This is a genomic window from Streptomyces sp. NPDC090088, from assembly GCF_044747345.1.
Lineage (GTDB): Bacteria > Actinomycetota > Actinomycetes > Streptomycetales > Streptomycetaceae > Streptomyces.
The window spans coordinates 205,291-220,893 of sequence record NZ_JBIVDZ010000004.1; the positions used below are offsets into that span (position 1 = coordinate 205,291).

The window sequence follows — 15,603 nt, forward strand, 5'->3', positions numbered from 1 at the left end:
GCGGCCGCCGGGCCGGTCCGGCCTGCCGCACACCCCCTGGTCACCACGGTCCGTGAGCTATGTTGAGTCCTCGTGGGAGACAAAGGAGGCGCTTCGGTGCCATCGCCGCAGCAGGCCCGTGCACAGGCGTCCGCGATCACCTCGGGCAAGACCGTGCCGGAGGCCGAGGCCGCGCCCACCTCCCAGCTCCGCGAACTCTTCGACGGCCCCCGGCTCTCCCCCGGGCAGCGGCGCATCGCGCAGTACCTGATCGACCACATCACCGAGGCGGCCTTCCTGTCGATCACCGACCTCGCCGAGCGGGTCGGGGTCAGCCAGCCGTCGGTGACGCGGTTCGCGGGCGCGGTCGGCTTCAACGGCTACCCCGCGCTGCGCGAGCGGCTGCAGTCGATCGCGCTGCGCACCCTGGCCGGCGGCACCGGGGCCGCCACCGAGCAGCGCAGCAACGAACTCCAGGCGGCCGTCGACGCCGAGATCGAGAACCTGGAGAACCTGCGCCGCGACTTCGCCGATCCGGACCGGGTGATCTGGATCGGCCGCGAGCTGTCCCAGTCGTCGCCGCTGACCGTGCTCGGACTGCGTATCTCCGTCTCGCTGGCGGAGTACTTCGCCTACGCCGCCCGCCGTATCCATCCCGACGTACGCCTGGTGACCCGGGGCGGCAGCGTGGCCTACGACTCGCTGCTGCAGTCCCGTGAGGCGGGCGGCACCTGGGTGCTGGCGTTCGGCATGCCGCGGCACGCCCAGGAGACGCTCACCGCGATCCGGGTGGCGCGCACCGCGGGCCTGCGGGTCGCCCTGGTGACCGACCTGGCGCTGGGCGCGCTGGCCGACGAGGCCGACGTCACCTTCAGCACCGGCATCGGGTCCCGCCTGGTCTTCGACACCTACGCGGCGCCCGGGCTGATGGCCGCCACGCTGCTCCAGGCCATGACCGACGCCGATCCCGAGCGCACCCAGGCGCGTCTGGAGGAGTACGAGCAGGTCGCCGAGCAGCACCAGTTCTTCCTCAAGGACTGACTCCGGGGCCCGCGGTCCGGCCGCCCCCACCCTCCCGCCACCTCACGCGTAGCGGACCATTCACCGCATTTCACGCATGAATGTTTTCATACGTCTTGCAAACCGGACGGCATATATAAATACTGCTCACGGATCACCCGGCACACTCCGGGCACGTTCCGCACGAGGACGCACCGCTCGCACCCGCCCCGAGAAAGCCGACGGACCGCCCATGCGCACGCAGCACCACCCGCAGTGCCGGCGGCCGACGCCCGGGGTCCCTGCACGGACACCCCCGCCGCCGTCTCCTACCCGCGTCGGCGCACGGGGTGTTCGAACGGGCATCGCTCGCGCGATCCGCCCGCGGCGGCTCCGGCCATCCCCTAGGCCGGAGCCGCCCTCACCCCCGTCGACCACCCTCACGACGCCGCCCACCCGGAAGCGATGATCATGACTCTGACGACGACCGCGCGCATCAGCCCCGACTGGCCCTGTCAGGTCAAGGCACCGGGCAGCTACGACTGGGAGCGTTCCGCCGCCAAGTGGCTGCGTGAGCTGGTGCCGGCCCGCTACGCCAGCTATCCGGCGATGCTCCGGCACCCCGTGCTGCTCGCCCGGCACGCGCAGATCCAGGTCCAGCACGAGATCCGGGTGGCCCGCACGGCACTCCAGACCGCGCGGGCCGAACTGCCCCTGCTGGGCCTGCCGGAGTCGGTCATCGAGCACACGATCAAGCTGTACGCGGCGGAGGTGCTGCAGCTCCAGCACATCGCGCGCAGCGTCCGCGTGGTCACCGAGGCGCTCGTCGGGCACAGCACCGGCCGCTGACCGGCCCCGCGACCACCGCCGGGTCCGCCACGGGAGTGATCGGATCCGCCTTTCTGTGCCATGCTCATCGCGTGACGAGCGAGCCTGCGCCTTCGGTCGGGAACGGCGCCGCCGCCGAGTCGGCCGCCCTGGCGAAAATCGTGGCCAGACAGCGCGTCGAGCTGGACCGGCTGCGCGAGGCCGCGGCGACCTCGGCCGTGCTGGAGCGGGCCAAGGGCGCGCTGATGGCGAGCACCGGCTGCTCCCCCGAGGCCGCGCACGAGCAGCTCGTACTCCGGGCCGGGACCGCCCGGCGCACGCTGCTGGAGGAGTGCTGGCTCACCCTCGGCGCCCTGATGCCGACGGCACCGCCCGCCGAACCCCCGTCCGCCGGCCCCGTCTCCCGGGAGACGCTCACCGCCCCCGGTACCGCGGAGACCCTGGGCCGCCTCGGCCTGGCGCTGGTGCGGGTCGGCTCCCCGCAGGACCTCGCCCACTGTCTGCTGGACCATCTGGCACCGGAGATCGGCGCCGACGCCGTGTTCCTCTACCGGCGCGGGACCGGCGACGGGCTCGAACTCGTCGGGCACGCCGGTGTCGACGCCACGCTCGCCGCCCAGTGGCACCGGATACCGCCGCTGTCCGGGATCGCCCCGCTGGAGGCGCTCAGGTCCGGGGAGCCGCTCTGGCTGGAGGACGTCGCCAAGGACCGGGAGCAGTTCCAGCTGATCGGCGAGTTCCCCGAGCGCTGGCCGTCCCGGGCCTGGCTGCCGGTGCCCGCCGGGACCGCCGCCCGGGTGGCCCTAGGCGTGCTGCGCCGGACCGCGGGCGTCTTCGACCCGGCCGCGCGGGAACTGCTGCGCGCCGTCGCCCGGCTCTGCGCCGGCCGGCTCGGGGCGCTCGGCGCACCGGCCGAGCCTGCCGCCGCGGACGTCTCCCAGGCGGTGCAGACCGTCCTGGACGCCCTGCCGGGGGCGGCGATCCTGCTGACCCCGCTGCGCACCCCCGCCGGCGAGGTGGAGGACTACCGCATCGACGCCGCCGCCCCGAACGCCGTCGACATCCTCGGCCGCGCCGGCCGGGAACTGGTCGGCACGAGCATCCTGGAGAGCTATCCCTCCGTCGCCGGCGAACCGCTGTGGCACGGGTACCTGAAGGCGCTCGGCGGCGAGCCGTACGAGGGCGAACCGTTCGTCTACGAGGAGGACACCGCCGGGGTGACCATGACCGCCACGTACTCGGTACGGGCGGCCCCGCTCGGTGACGGGCTGCTGGTGACCTGGCTGCGGCACGACACCGAGGAGCGGCAGGAACAGCGGCTCGCGGACATGCAGCGGCTGGGCAACCTCGGCTGGGCGAACTGGAACCTGATCACCCGTGAGACCGTCTGGTCGTCGCAGGTGTACACCATCCTGGGCCGCGACCCGGCCCGCGGCCCGGTCGCGCTGGACCGGCTGGCGGACCTCGTGCTCCCCGAGGACGCCCGGGCACTGGCCGGCGCCGTCGGCGAACTCACCCGCACCGGACGGTCCTTCGACGTGCCGTTCCGGATCAGGACCGGGAACGCCGTACGACACCTGCGGGCCGTCGCGGAGGGGGTGACCGCCGCCGACGGCGTGGTCGTCGAGGTGCACGGGTTCGTCCAGGACCTCACCGCGCAGCGCAGCGCCGAACTCGCCCTGGTGGACAGCGAACGGGCGATCCTGATGCAGCGCGGGATCCTACAGGCCGAACGGGCGCTGGCCGCCCGGCTCCAGCACGCGCTGCTGCCGCTGCCCAGCGGGCCGGTGCGGCTGTGCGGGCTGCGCGTCGAGGTCGCCTATCTGCCCGCCCAGGCGGGGACGCATGTCGGCGGCGACTGGTTCAGCGCCATCGAACTGCCCGACGACGCCGCGCTGTTCGTGGTCGGCGACGTGGCGGGGCACGGTGTCGACGCGGTCGCGACGATGGCCCAGCTCCGGTTCACCGCCAAGGGCATGGTGACCACCGGCTCCTCCCTGACCCGGGCACTGGCCCGCCTCAACTTCCTGCTGCTGCACTCGCGCGACAGCCAGTCCACCGCGACCCTCGTCCTCGCCCGGTACGAGCCCGCCGGGCGCCGGCTCGTCTGGGCCCAGGCCGGACACCTGCCGCCGCTGCTGGTGCGCGGCGGCGAGGTCCGCCGGCTCGACCGACCGGAGGGCATGCTGCTCGGGGCCAGCACCGACCCGGTCTACACGGCCGCCGAGTGCCGACTGGAGCCCGGCGACCGGCTGCTGATGTACACCGACGGCCTGGTGGAACGCCCCGGCGAGGACATCGACACCGGCCTCTCCCGGCTGGCCGACGCCGTCCGCACCGCCGGGCCCGGCTCCCTGGACGCGCTGCTCGACGCGCTGCTGGAGGGCGAACGGCGGGACGACGTGTGCGTGCTGGACATCCGGGTGCCGATGCCGGACGAGGACGGGTCCGGGGACGAGTCGGGATCCGGGGCCGGGGCCGGGGAGTAGCCGGACAACCGGACCGGTGCGGTGGAGCGGGCGCGGCCGGAGCCCAACGGCGGAGCGGGCGGGCCGGAGCGGTCATTCGTCGTTGCGGTGCCGCCAGTACCAGAACAGGCCCACCACGAGGGCCAGCAGGAACACGGCGGGCAGCAGCAGGCCCGGGATGCGGGAGCCGTTCATCGGCATGGCCTTCGGGGTCGTACGGTGCGGGCGCGGCGGCACTGGGCCGCCGGGTGGCTGCCCATCATGACGCCTGCTCAGCGCACGTTTCCCGGGGTTTTCCCGAGCTATTGCCCGGCGTTCGAGGAGCGGCTCAGCCGTCGGTGAGGCTGGTGCGGGACTCCAGGGACTGGCGGGTGTCGTCGCCGTAGACGCCGCGTTCGTCGCCGCTGATGCCGTACCAGATCTGGAAGCGTTCCACGGCCGCGGTGAGGGCGGTGTCGTAGGTTCCGGCGGTGGAGCCGTCGCGGTAGACGTCCGGGATCCGCAGCAGGCGTTGCTCCAGTTCGACGACCTCGGGGCCGGTGTCGCCCTGGCGGAGGGTGCCGGCGCCGTCGGGGTCCGCGGAGGTGTCCGAGGCCGGCGGGGTGGTGGCCGGTGCCGTGGTGGCGGACGGGGAGGCCTGGGCGGCCTCGGCGGTGCTCTCGCGGCCCGGCAGCAGGAGGGCGCAGCCGAAGCCGACCAGGGCGGCCGCGCCGACGGCGACCACGGCGGCGGCCCGGCGCAGTCCGGGCCCGAAGCCGAAGACCCGCGAGGTGTCGGCGCCACGGCCGTGGCCGCGCGATCCGGTGCGCGGGCCGTCGGTGACGGGCGGCAACTCCTGGGTCTCGTCCTCCGTGCCCGTGCCGGGCCCGTGGGGGGAGTCGAAGGCCTCGAAGTCCGCCGCGCCCCGCGGGCTCTTCGAGAGTCTGGCCTTCTCGTCGGCCTCCGCCTCCTCGCGGATCTCGCGCATCAGCTCCGCGAGCGCGTCCAGCCGGCGGGGGCGCAGGACCCGGACCGGTTCCAGGACCGGTCCGCGCTGCGGCTGCTCAGGGTCGGGCGGTGTCGACACACTGCTCTCCTTCTCCGTCCTGCGCGGGCACAGGTGTCCGCGATCCCCGAGAACACATACGCGAGCACCGGCCCACCGGTTCAGCCCGGACCCGGCGGACGGGAGACACGGGAGCGGCGGGAGGAGCGAGAGGGGCCGAAGTGCACTCAGTTCCCCCATCGGAGTGCACTGAGTGCCATGGGTCCGTTCGGAATGCTACGTTCGCGTCCATGAGCTCCAGCAGCACGGCGCCGTCCGAGAAGCCGCCCATGCGGGACGCCCTGGTGGCGGCGGCCTTCCAGCTCTTCCTGGAGCGCGGGTACGAGCAGACGACCGTGGACGACATCGTTGCCCTGGCGGGCGTGGGCCGGCGCTCCTTCTTCCGCTACTTCCCGTCCAAGGAGGATGTGGTCTTCCCCGACCACGAGGGCTGTCTCGCCGACATGACCGCCTTCCTCGCGGCGAGCGAGCCCGGGGCCGAGCCGGTGCGGCGGGTCTGCGACGCGGCCCGGCTGGTGCTGCGGATGTACGCGGAGAACCCGACGTTCTCCGTGCAGCGCTACCGGCTCACCAAGAAGGTGCCGGGGCTGCGCGCGTACGAGCTGTCGGTGGTGTGGCGCTACGAGCGCGCGCTGGCCGAGTACCTCCGCGGCCGTTACGCCGGCCGCCCGGACGGCACGCTGCGGGCGGACGTGGTGGCGGCGGCCGTGGTCGCGGCGCACAACAACGCGCTGCGCTCCTGGCTGCGTTCGGACGGGCAGGGCGACGCGGGCGCGACGGTCGACCACGCCCTGGGGTACGTGCAGTCCGCGTTCGGCACCGACCCCGCCGCCCCGGCACCCGCCCCCTCCCCCGCGCCCGCCGTGCTGTTCGGCGGTGGTCCGGCGGAGCATCCCGACGACGTGGTCGTGCTCGTCTCCCGGCGCGACGCCCCGCTGTGGCGGGTGGTGCAGGAGGTCGAGACGGCGTTCGGCCGCGCCTGACCGTCCCGCGGCACTCCGCCGACGCGCATCACCGGGCCAAAATTGGGGTACTCAGTGCCTAGACGCTTGGCACTGAGTGCCATACGCTGTCGGCGTGCACGGTGGCACGGCGAGCCGGGCACAGGCGTGCCCGGCCGGGTCCGGGCACGCGGGATTCGGGATTCCGGGCGAACGCAGGGAGTTGACCAGCGTGTATCACCACTCGGCGAGCGCCGCGCAGTCGGCGGTCGGATTCGCGACGGGCGTCCTCGACCCCGCCCCGGCGGACCGTCACAAGGACGCCATCGTCTTCCAGCGCTGCACCTGGTGCGGCACCGCCATGTACCACCGGCTGCTCTGCCCGGTCTGCCAGGGCAGCGAACTGCGCACCGAGCGCAGCGAGGGCACGGGCACGGTCCGCCACGCGACGGTGGTGCACCGCAACACGCCCGCCGCGCGCAATGTGTCGCTGATCGAGATGGCGGAGGGGTTCGTCGTGCGGGGCCGGGTCATGGGCCCGGCAATGGGCATCCACAGCGGCGACCGCGTCAAGCTCTCCACGGCCAAGGACCCGGTCCGGGGCGAGCCGGTCTTCCAGCTGCTCGACGAGCCGTACCGCGCCTGGAGCTGACGGCCGGAAACCCGGTGTCGGAAACCCGGTTGCGCGACGGCCGGCCACCCGGGCGAAGATGCCTCCCATGGACGATGCATCAGCCCAGGTGGCCGCCGCGATCGCGGGCGAACTGCGCCTCATGGACCCCGAGGTGCGCGCCTCCCGCGAACTGGCCCGCGAACTCCTCGACCCGGAGTTCGTCGAGGTCGGCGCCTCGGGCCGCCGGTTCACCTACGAGCAGACACTCGCCGAACTCCCGGACAAGGCGGGCGCGTCGCAGGACGGCCCCCGGTACGAGCCCTCCGGCATGACCGGGGTCGAACTCGCCCCGGGCCTCGTCCTGGTGACCTTCGACGCCCGCCTCGGCGACCGCCGCTCCCGGCACAGCTCCCTGTGGCGCAGCCGGGACGGCGGGACCGGCTGGCGCATGTACTACCACCACGCCACGGTCGTACCGCCCGGCGTCGAGTAGGCCCCGCGATGGCGGACGTCGTGGTCGTGGGCGCCGGGATCCTCGGCGCGTCGGTGGCCTGGCACCTGGCGTGCGCGGACGTGCCGGTGACCCTGCTGGAGCGCGGACCGGGCCCGGCGGCGGGAGTCACCGGGGACTCCTTCGCGTGGATCGGGGGCGCCTCCGGCGACTGGCCCGGGGGCGCCGCGGATCTGCGCGGATCGGTCCTGGCGGACTGGCGGCGGCTGGAGTCCGAGGTGCCGGAGGTGGCCGTGCGCCGCACCGGCTCGCTCACCTGGCCGGCGCCGTCCGGTTCCGGCACGGATCGGCACCGGCTCCCCGAGGGCAGGTACCGGATCGGCCGGGCCGCGATCCAGGCCCTGGAGCCGCGCCTGCGCACACCCCCCGACACGGCCGTCCACACGCCGTCCGACGCGGGCGTGGACCCCGTCGCCGTCACGGCGGCGCTGGTGCGGGCGGCACGGGCGCGCGGCGCCCGGGTCAAGTACGGGGCGTCCGCCGTGACACTGCGGACCCGCGCCGGGCGGGTCACGGGCGTCGACACCGGGGCCGGGTTCCGGCCCGCCTCCGTCGTCGTACTGGCCGCGGGCACGGGCGTCGTCGAACTGGCCGCGCCCCTGGGCGTCGGCCTGCCGGTCGCCGGCTCGCCCACCCGGCTGCTCCGGCTGACCGCGCCCCCGGGACTGGTCCGGGGCATCGTGGCCGGGCCGGATTTCGAGGTGCGCGAGGTGAGCGCGGGGCGGCTGCTGCTGACCCATGCGACGCCGAGCGCGGAGACGGCCGCCGCCCTCTTCCGCGCGGCCTTCGAAGGCGCCGGGGCCGGGGAGTGCCGGATCACCGGCTCCCGGGTCGGCGTCCGTCCCGTGCCCGAGGGCGGCCCGCTGATCGGCCCGCTCACGCCGGACGGTGCCGCGTACCTGGCCGTCGCCCACTCCGGCGTCACCCTCGCCCCCACCGTCGGCCGCCTGGTCGCGGCGGAGCTGACCACCGGCCGTCCCGCCCCCGAGCTCAACAGGTGCCGCCCTCCCCGTACTTGACCAATCCCTCCCCCCTCACAGGCAACCCACAGACTCTCCTCCCCGTCCTCCGGAACGCGAGGGGCCCCCGGGACTTCCGGGGCGCCCCGGCTCGCCTTCCTAGGAGGGGAACATTGGTCCGTACCCGGCGCATATGGGTCACCGCGGCGGCGGTGCTCGCGCTCGCGGGAGGAATGTCAGGGACCGCCGCACAGGCGCGGGAGGCACCGGTCGCGGCGGCGGCCGGGACGAAACTGCCACCGGGGTGGCGCATCGACGAGGGAGGATCGGCGCCGCAGTTGGTGTGGCGGTCGGGCAGACGGGTGCCGATGGGTGATGCCCGGGTGGAGTTCCGGGCGGGCGGACGGCTGTTGGGGGTCCCGAGGCCGGAGCGGGACGGGCACGGTTTCCGGCTCGGTCTCGACGGCGCGCGGCCCGGTGGCCTGAAGGATCTGCAGGTCTGGTCCGGCGGACGGCGGTTGGACACCGGTCCCTCCGAGGACACGGCGCCGAGGTCGGCGGCCCGGCCCCCGGCTCCGCTGCCCGCCGGCCGGGTGGACCCGGGCAAGCCGGGCTCCTACCGGACGACCACCGGCTCGTACCGGCTCAGGTCGGTGCGCCTGCCGGGGTTCCCGGTCCCGGTCGAGATGAGCGCCGTGGTGGTCGCGCCCACCGGGATCGCCGGTCCGCGCCCGCTGGCGCTGTTCCTGCACGGCCGCCACGGGACCTGCTACAAGCCGCAGGGCGGCGACGACGACGTCTCCGGCGCCTGGCCGTGCCCGGCCGGGACGCTGCCGATTCCGAGCCACCGGGGTTACCTCCGCGACCAGCGGCTGCTGGCCTCCCAGGGCTATGTGACCGTGTCGATCTCGGCGAACGGGATCAACGGCCAGGACTGGCAGGCCGAGGACGGCGGCGCCCAGGCCCGTTCGTCGCTGATCCGGCTGCACCTGGCGCGGTGGGCGGACTGGGCGCACGACCCGCGGCACGCGCCCCGGATCGTGCGCGAGGCACCCCGCGCCGACCTGTCCCGGGTGCTGCTGATCGGCCACTCGCGGGGCGGCGAGGGCGTGAACCGGGCCGCGCTGGACAGCCTGTACCCGCCGCCCGCCGACCAGGACGGCTACCACGGGAAGGTCCGCTGGCACATCAGCGGCACCGTGCTGATCGGTCCGACCGTCTTCGGCCAGAACCCGGTGCCGGACGTGCCGTCGGTCACGATCCTGCCGGGCTGTGACGGCGATGTCTCCGACCTCCAGGGCGAGGTGTACGTCGACGGCACCCGCGCGGTCAGCGACGGCAAGGCCCTGCACAGCGCGGTCTACGTGATCGGCGCCGACCACAACTTCTTCAACACCGAGTGGACCCCGGGGCAGGCGCAGGCCCCGGCGGAGGACGACTTCTACGACGACCCGGACCACCGGGACCCGGTGTGCTCGCCGGGGGCCGCGACCCGGCTCACCGCCGACCAGCAGCACCGGGCGGGTTCGACTTACATCGCGGCGGCGGCCCGGCTGTTCGTCGCGGGCGACGACCGGGTGCGTCCGCTGCTGGACGGTTCCGGGCGGCGGGCGCCGTCCGCCGACCCGGCGCGGGTGCTGACCCACGCGGTCGGCGCGAACCGCGGTGCCGGGTTCCTGCCGGACGGCAAGGTGACCGTGACCGGCGGCCGGCTGTGCTCGGCGGTCGACCCGGATCCCGCGGTGGCCTGTCTGGGCGAGGGCGCCAAGGGCGCCTCACCGCACTTCGCGCAGTGGGCTACGGCCCGGGAGAGCGGCCGGCACGCGATCGCGCTGCGCTGGACGTCCGCCGGCTCCCCGACGCGTGTGCGGCCGGCCCGGCCGGTCTCCCTGCGCTCGGCCGAGTCGCTCGCGCTGCGGGTCTTCGTGCCGCCCGACTCCCGGGGCACCCGGCTCGACGTGTCCGTCACCGACGCCCACGGGCGCAGGGCGACACTGGGCCGGGTCCAGGTCGACGGACTGCCGGGCAGCGACCGCACCGCGTCCTACTGGGCGCGGGAGCTGCGCGTACCGCTGACCGCCGCCCGCGCAGCCGGAGTGGACCTGGGCTCCGTCAAGTCCCTTGAGCTGACACCGCGTTCGGGATCCGGGCAGGCCTGGCTGATGGACGCCTGGGGCTGGCGGCCGGGCACCCCGGCGGTCCGGGCGGCGGCGCTGCCGCGCGTGGACGTCGGCCGGGTCACGGTCGACGAGGGCGACTCGGGTGTGCGCACGTACCACGTTCCGGTGCGGGTGTCCGGGCACGGCAGCGGCCGGGTCCGGGTGTACGTCGTCGACCCGGCGACCGGCACCGCGAAGGACCGTGTGGTCACCGCGCGGCCCGGCGGCCATGACGTCGACGTCCCGGTCGAGGTGCGCGGCAACACGCGCTTCGGCACCGACGTGTCGTACGACGTACTGGTCAAGGCCGTGCACGGGACCGTGGTCGGCTCCTACCAGGGCGGGCTGACCGTGCGCAACGACGACCCGGCGCCCACGGTCACGGTGACCCCGCTCGCGGGCGAGGTGACCGAGGGCTCGGCCCTGAAGTGGCGGATCTCGCTGTCGGAGGCCGCGGACACCGACATCGCCTCGCTGTTCGTCCCGGTCCCGGTCACCGGCCCGGAGCTGTCCACGAAGGACGTCGACCCGCGCTGGCTGGCCGACGCCTCGGGCGCGGAGCCGGACCCGGAGCGGCCGCTGTCCAAGGTGGAGGGCCTCTACCTCTGGCTGGACGTCCCCGCCGGTCGGACAAGCCTGGACGTGACCGTGCCCACGGTGAAGGACCAGGTCAGGGAGGACACCGAGACGGTGACCTTCCAGCAGACCGATGACGAGGGCAGCCCGCTGCCGGGTGGCCTGGTGCTCACCGGCAGGGTGCTGGACGCCCCGTAACCGCACGCGCCCTGGGGAGGCGGCGGCCTCCTCAGGGCGTCAGGGTGACCCGGATGCCGACCGTGCCGTCGGCGCCGCGCCGCAGCCGGCTGCCGAGGAGGACGAAGCGGCCGGCGATGCCGTACTTGCGGGCGATCAGCTTGCGGTAACGGGCGGCGGTGGCCGCGTCGGTGATCTCGGCGGTGGCCGCGACCGGGTCGCCGGCGGCGTTCCCCCGCACGTCGCAGGGGCCGACCGTGACCTCGGCGCGGCGGCGGATCCGCTTGACCTTGAAGCTGTCGGCCACCGTCCAGACGCCGAGCGCGTCCCCGTCCCGCACCACCCACACCGGGGTGGGGACGGGTGTGCCGTCCTTGCGGTAGCTGGTGACCAGCAGGTATTTGCCGGCGCCGAGCCGGTCGAGGTCCGTCCCGGTGGTGTCGTCCATGGCGGAAGTCTAGGCGCCGGTGGGCCGTTCGAGCAGGTCGAGGTAGCGGCGGGCGAAGAGATAGGCGTCACCGGGCCAGCGGGCCGAGAGATAGCCGCCGTCCTCGACGACGAAGGCGGGGGTGTCGTCGTTCGCGGTGCCGCGCCGGGTGAGGACGCGGGGGCCGCGCTCGAACTGGGCGGCCGGGTCGGCGAGGGCGGCCCGCACCTCGTCCTCGACGTAGGCGGGGTACGTGCGGTAGTAGCGGCCCAGGCGCCAGGCGGTCGTCAGATAGGCGGTGCGTTCCATGTACTTGGGCAGGCAGGTGGTGCGGCGGCCGGACAGGACGCTGCGGCCGGTGGCCGGGTCCTGGGTGCGGGCGAGGACCAGTACGCCGTGGCAGATCGCGCCCACCGGGCGGCCGAGCGCCCAGAACCGGCCGACGGTGGCGCGGAGTTCGGGCGAGCCGAGGTACTGGCGCATGCCGGGCGCGTGCCCGCCGGGCAGCACCAGCCCGTCGAAGCCGCCGGCGTCCAGACCGGCCCACGTCACCGTCCCGGTGAACTCCGGTGCGGCGGTGAGCTGTTCGTAGAACCGCTTGGGTTCGTCCTCGGCGCCGAGCTGTCCGAACAGGACGCCGGTGAGCAGCCTGGGGTCGGCGGCGGGCCGGGTCCCGGCGTGTTCGGTGGCGAACACGACCTCGTGACCGGCCCGGGTCAGCAGCCGCCAGGGCACGGCCACTTCGGTGACGTCGAAGTCGCGGTCGGGGAGCGGCATCAGCACACGCATGCGGCCATGATGGCAGCCGGGCGCGCGGCCGCTCAGGCCAGTGCCGCCGCCATCCGCCGTACGGCCTCCGTGATGATCTCCGGGGAGGTCGCCAGGTTGAACCGCACGTGCCCGGCGCCGCCCGTGCCGAAGGGGATCCCGGAGTTGACGGCGACCCGGCCGCGCTCCAGGAAGACCTCGGCTGGGTCGTCGCCCAGGCCGAGGGCGCGGCAGTCGAGCCAGGCGAGGTAGGTGGCCCGGGCGGGCCGGTACCGGATGCCGGGCAGGTGGCGGTCGAGCAGGTCGGCGAGGAGCCGCCGGTTCTCGTCGAGTCCGGCGAGCAGCGCGTCCAGCCAGGCGGTGCCGTCGGTGAGGGCGGCGGTGTGGGCGAGGACGCCGACATGGCTCGGGCCGTGGCTGACCTCCTCCGGCAGCCGGGCGAGGTCGGCGGCGGCCCCGGGTCCCGCGATGGCGAGCGCGGCCTTGAGGCCCGCGAGGTTCCAGGCCTTGGACGCCGACATCAGCGACAGCCCGCGCTCCGCGCCCGGCACGCTCAGGAAAGGCACGAAGTCGACTCCCGTGGCGGTGAGCGGGGCGTGGATCTCGTCGGCGACGACCCGGACGCCGTACCGCTCGGCGAGGGCGGTCACGGCGGTGAGTTCGGCGGCGGTGTGGACGGTGCCGGTCGGGTTGTGCGGGCTGCACAGCAGATAGGCGGCCCGCCCGCCGCCGAGCCCGCGGAAGGTGTCGGCGAGGACGTCGAGGTCGATGCGTCCGTCGGCGCCGAGCGGGGCCTCCACCACCCGCCTGTCCAGGTGGCCGACGAACGGGTAGAAGGGCGGGTACACCGGGGAGTTGACGACCACCGGGTCGCCGGGCCCGGTGACCAGCCGGAGCATCTCGACGACCCCGAGCATCACATCGGGGACGATCGCGGTGCGGGCCACATCGAGTCCGTCCCAGCCCCAGCGTTTCGCGGCGAACGCGGCGAGCGCCTCGGCGTAGGCGGTGCCCGCCGGATAGCCGGTGTCGCCGCGTTCCATCGCCTCCGTGACCGCGCGGACGACCGCTCCGGCGAGCGGCACGTCCATCTCCGCCACCCACACCGGGAGCACGTCCGCCGGGTAGGTGCGCCATTTCATGCTCGTGCGACATCGCAGCCGGTCGAGGGTGAGGGCGCGCAGCGGGTTCGGCTCGGCCGGGCTCTCGTGCGGAATGCTGGTCATGACGTCAAGATAGGCGGCGGTGCCCGGCCCGGGAACGAGGCGGACGGCCACGTCGTACTGCCACGGGATCGCAAAGATCACCGGCGCTGTGAACGCCTCCGCGCCCGCCCCCGTATGAAGAGCAGGGCGCTCGACGACCGGAGGGCCCCGCGGTGCAGGCACCGCGCGTTCGGGGTTTCGGGAGCCATGGATGAGGCACGCACGACGACGGGTCGTCCGGCGGGGGACACAGCTGGCGGCGGTCGGCGGACTCCTTCTGGGAGGCGCGATGGTCACCACGGCCATGGCGAGCGAGACTCCCGGCACGTCCGCCGTCCCCTTCAGCTCCGCGACGGAGGCCGGTGACACCGGCGCCTCGCTGGTCGCCACGCTCGGTACGGCCCGTACGGCGGGCAGCTGGATCGGCGCCGACGGCAAGCCGGTGGTCGCGGTGACCGACGAACGGGCCGCGGCGATGGTGAAGCGGGCGGGTGCCGAGCCGAAGCTGGTCTCGCACAGCATGAACGAGCTGAAGGCGGCGACCGCGACGCTGCGGGCGGCGCCGAGGGTGGCCGGGACCGCGTGGGTGGTGGACTACCGGACCAACCGGGTGATGGTGGAGGCCGACAGCACGGTCTCCTCCTCGGACTGGTCGGATCTGAGCCGGGTCGCCGCCGGCATCGGCAGTTATGTGCAGATGCAGCGCTCCGAGGGGAAGTTCACCACCCGGCTGAACGGCGCGCAGCCCATCCTGTCGACGGGCGGCCGCTGTTCGGCGGGGTTCAACGTCACCAACGGGACGACCGACTTCATTCTCACCGCCGGGCACTGCGGTCCGGCCAAGACCATCTGGTTCGACGAGGGGCAGGGCAACAACCAGCAGGTCGGCACCACGATCGACACGCAGTTCCCGGGCAGCGACTTCTCCCTGATCCAGTACGCGAACGGGAAGGCCGGTGACAACGCCGACGTGGTCGCGATCGGCAACGGCCAGGGGGTGCGCATCACCGGGTCCGCCGATCCGACGGTCGGGCAGAAGGTGTTCCGCAGCGGTTCCACCAGTGGTCTGCACGACGGCACGGTGACCGCGCTGAACGCGACCGTCAACTACCCCGAGGGCACGGTCACCGGGCTCATCCAGACCAATGTGTGCGCCGAACCGGGCGACAGCGGCGGTCCGTTGTTCTCGGAGGGCATCGCGCTGGGCGTGACCTCGGGCGGCAGCGGTGACTGCACCGTGGGCGGGGTGACGTTCTTCCAGCCGGTGACGCGGGCGATGGCCGCGCTGAACGTGCAGCTGATCGTGTCGAAGCAGGCGGCGGCCGGCGCGCAGAGCGGCGCTCCGACGCCCTCGACCTCGGCCACCCACAGCGCGATCGCGCCGAGCGCGGCCTCGCCGGGGTCGGCGGCGCCGGTCGGTACCTCGGACGGGACCGGCCTGATCGCCCGGCTCACGGACACCCGCAACGTCGGTCCGGGTCTGCTGGTGGTCGGGGGCAGCCTGGTCGCCCTGGTCGCCACCCGCTTCATCCGCGCGGAGCAGGACCGCAAGGCGTACCAGCGCTACTACTCGGCTACTTGGGGCTGACGGAGAGGGCCGTCCGGCGAGGGCCGGCGGAGGCCTACGAGAAGGGCACCCGCTCCTGCGGGTGCCCGGGACGGGCGGTCAGGCCGCCTGGTCCGGCTGCTACGGGGTCACTGCCGCCCATTCGAGGACGAGCCGCTGGTACTCCTCGCGCTGCTCGGTGCTCAGTGTCCCGCCCGACCGGAGCCACAGGGCCCGGATCTCCTCGTTGACCTCGTCGGCCGATCGCTCGGTGACGGCTTCAACAGTGGTGGACATGGTGTGAAGCATATGCCGATCGACGTGAAGGCGCCGTGAGTAAGTACGACCGATACGGACATACCGGACCGTGTTACTCATCACGTCAATGTGTCAAGCGGAAGC

Annotated in this window: 14 protein-coding genes; 9 read left to right on the top strand and 5 right to left on the bottom strand. The window is 74.1% G+C overall.

The window, feature by feature from the left end; translation table 11 throughout:
• The first annotated feature begins 96 nt into the window (after positions 1 to 96).
• The 3 genes from ACIPSJ_RS21060 (at position 97) to ACIPSJ_RS21070 (ending at position 4,295) form a co-directional block, all read left to right on the top strand.
• Positions 97 to 1,020, top strand: coding sequence for a MurR/RpiR family transcriptional regulator (locus ACIPSJ_RS21060; RefSeq protein ID WP_359216435.1), 924 nt, complete (start codon positions 97 to 99; stop codon positions 1,018 to 1,020).
• A 423-nt stretch (positions 1,021 to 1,443) separates the two neighbouring features.
• A complete protein-coding gene (locus tag ACIPSJ_RS21065) occupies positions 1,444 to 1,827 on the top strand; it encodes a hypothetical protein (protein ID WP_355718248.1) in 384 nt (127 codons plus the stop codon).
• Between the two features lie 71 nt (positions 1,828 to 1,898).
• The gene (locus ACIPSJ_RS21070) at positions 1,899 to 4,295 is read left to right on the top strand and encodes a SpoIIE family protein phosphatase (RefSeq protein WP_401347680.1); all 2,397 of its coding nucleotides are present in this window, start codon (positions 1,899 to 1,901) and stop codon (positions 4,293 to 4,295) included.
• Between the two features lie 307 nt (positions 4,296 to 4,602).
• Here ACIPSJ_RS21070 and ACIPSJ_RS21075 read toward each other — a convergent pair whose 3' ends face one another.
• Positions 4,603 to 5,340 carry a peptidoglycan-binding protein gene (locus ACIPSJ_RS21075; protein ID WP_359216442.1) on the bottom strand — a complete coding sequence of 246 codons (738 nt, stop codon included), beginning with the start codon at positions 5,338 to 5,340 and terminating at the stop codon, positions 4,603 to 4,605.
• Positions 5,341 to 5,549: 209 nt separating this feature from the next.
• On the opposite strand from ACIPSJ_RS21075, the gene ACIPSJ_RS21080 reads away from it, so the two are divergent.
• From ACIPSJ_RS21080 to ACIPSJ_RS21100, 5 genes are all read left to right on the top strand, one after another.
• The gene (locus ACIPSJ_RS21080) at positions 5,550 to 6,302 is read left to right on the top strand and encodes a TetR family transcriptional regulator (protein ID WP_359216445.1); all 753 of its coding nucleotides are present in this window, start codon (positions 5,550 to 5,552) and stop codon (positions 6,300 to 6,302) included.
• Between the two features lie 190 nt (positions 6,303 to 6,492).
• Complete coding sequence (locus tag ACIPSJ_RS21085; protein ID WP_401348649.1) at positions 6,493 to 6,912, top strand: Zn-ribbon domain-containing OB-fold protein; 420 nt, start codon at positions 6,493 to 6,495, stop codon at positions 6,910 to 6,912.
• Between the two features lie 67 nt (positions 6,913 to 6,979).
• Positions 6,980 to 7,366 (top strand): nuclear transport factor 2 family protein, encoded by a 387-nt coding sequence (locus tag ACIPSJ_RS21090; RefSeq protein ID WP_359216447.1) that lies wholly within the window; start codon positions 6,980 to 6,982, stop codon positions 7,364 to 7,366.
• Positions 7,367 to 7,374: 8 nt separating this feature from the next.
• The gene (locus ACIPSJ_RS21095) at positions 7,375 to 8,403 is read left to right on the top strand and encodes an NAD(P)/FAD-dependent oxidoreductase (protein ID WP_401347683.1); all 1,029 of its coding nucleotides are present in this window, start codon (positions 7,375 to 7,377) and stop codon (positions 8,401 to 8,403) included.
• A gap of 173 nt (positions 8,404 to 8,576) precedes the next feature.
• Positions 8,577 to 11,276 carry a hypothetical protein gene (locus ACIPSJ_RS21100; RefSeq protein WP_401347684.1) on the top strand — a complete coding sequence of 900 codons (2,700 nt, stop codon included), beginning with the start codon at positions 8,577 to 8,579 and terminating at the stop codon, positions 11,274 to 11,276.
• 31 nt (positions 11,277 to 11,307) lie between these two features.
• On the opposite strand, the gene ACIPSJ_RS21105 is transcribed toward ACIPSJ_RS21100, so the two are convergent.
• The 3 genes from ACIPSJ_RS21105 to ACIPSJ_RS21115 are packed head-to-tail and all read right to left on the bottom strand — an operon-like array spanning position 11,308 to position 13,676.
• Positions 11,308 to 11,703 (bottom strand): PPOX class F420-dependent oxidoreductase, encoded by a 396-nt coding sequence (locus tag ACIPSJ_RS21105; RefSeq protein WP_359216456.1) that lies wholly within the window; start codon positions 11,701 to 11,703, stop codon positions 11,308 to 11,310.
• Between the two features lie 9 nt (positions 11,704 to 11,712).
• On the bottom strand, positions 11,713 to 12,471 hold the full coding sequence (locus tag ACIPSJ_RS21110; protein ID WP_401347687.1) for a type 1 glutamine amidotransferase domain-containing protein: 759 nt from the start codon (positions 12,469 to 12,471) through the stop codon (positions 11,713 to 11,715).
• A 32-nt stretch (positions 12,472 to 12,503) separates the two neighbouring features.
• Complete coding sequence (locus tag ACIPSJ_RS21115; protein WP_401347689.1) at positions 12,504 to 13,676, bottom strand: MalY/PatB family protein; 1,173 nt, start codon at positions 13,674 to 13,676, stop codon at positions 12,504 to 12,506.
• 190 nt (positions 13,677 to 13,866) lie between these two features.
• On the opposite strand from ACIPSJ_RS21115, the gene ACIPSJ_RS21120 reads away from it, so the two are divergent.
• Entirely contained in the window at positions 13,867 to 15,243 is a 1,377-nt protein-coding gene (locus ACIPSJ_RS21120; RefSeq protein ID WP_359216468.1) for a S1 family peptidase, read from the top strand.
• A 99-nt stretch (positions 15,244 to 15,342) separates the two neighbouring features.
• On the opposite strand, the gene ACIPSJ_RS21125 is transcribed toward ACIPSJ_RS21120, so the two are convergent.
• Positions 15,343 to 15,498 carry a hypothetical protein gene (locus tag ACIPSJ_RS21125; RefSeq protein ID WP_359216600.1) on the bottom strand — a complete coding sequence of 52 codons (156 nt, stop codon included), beginning with the start codon at positions 15,496 to 15,498 and terminating at the stop codon, positions 15,343 to 15,345.
• Positions 15,499 to 15,603: the final 105 nt, after the last annotated feature.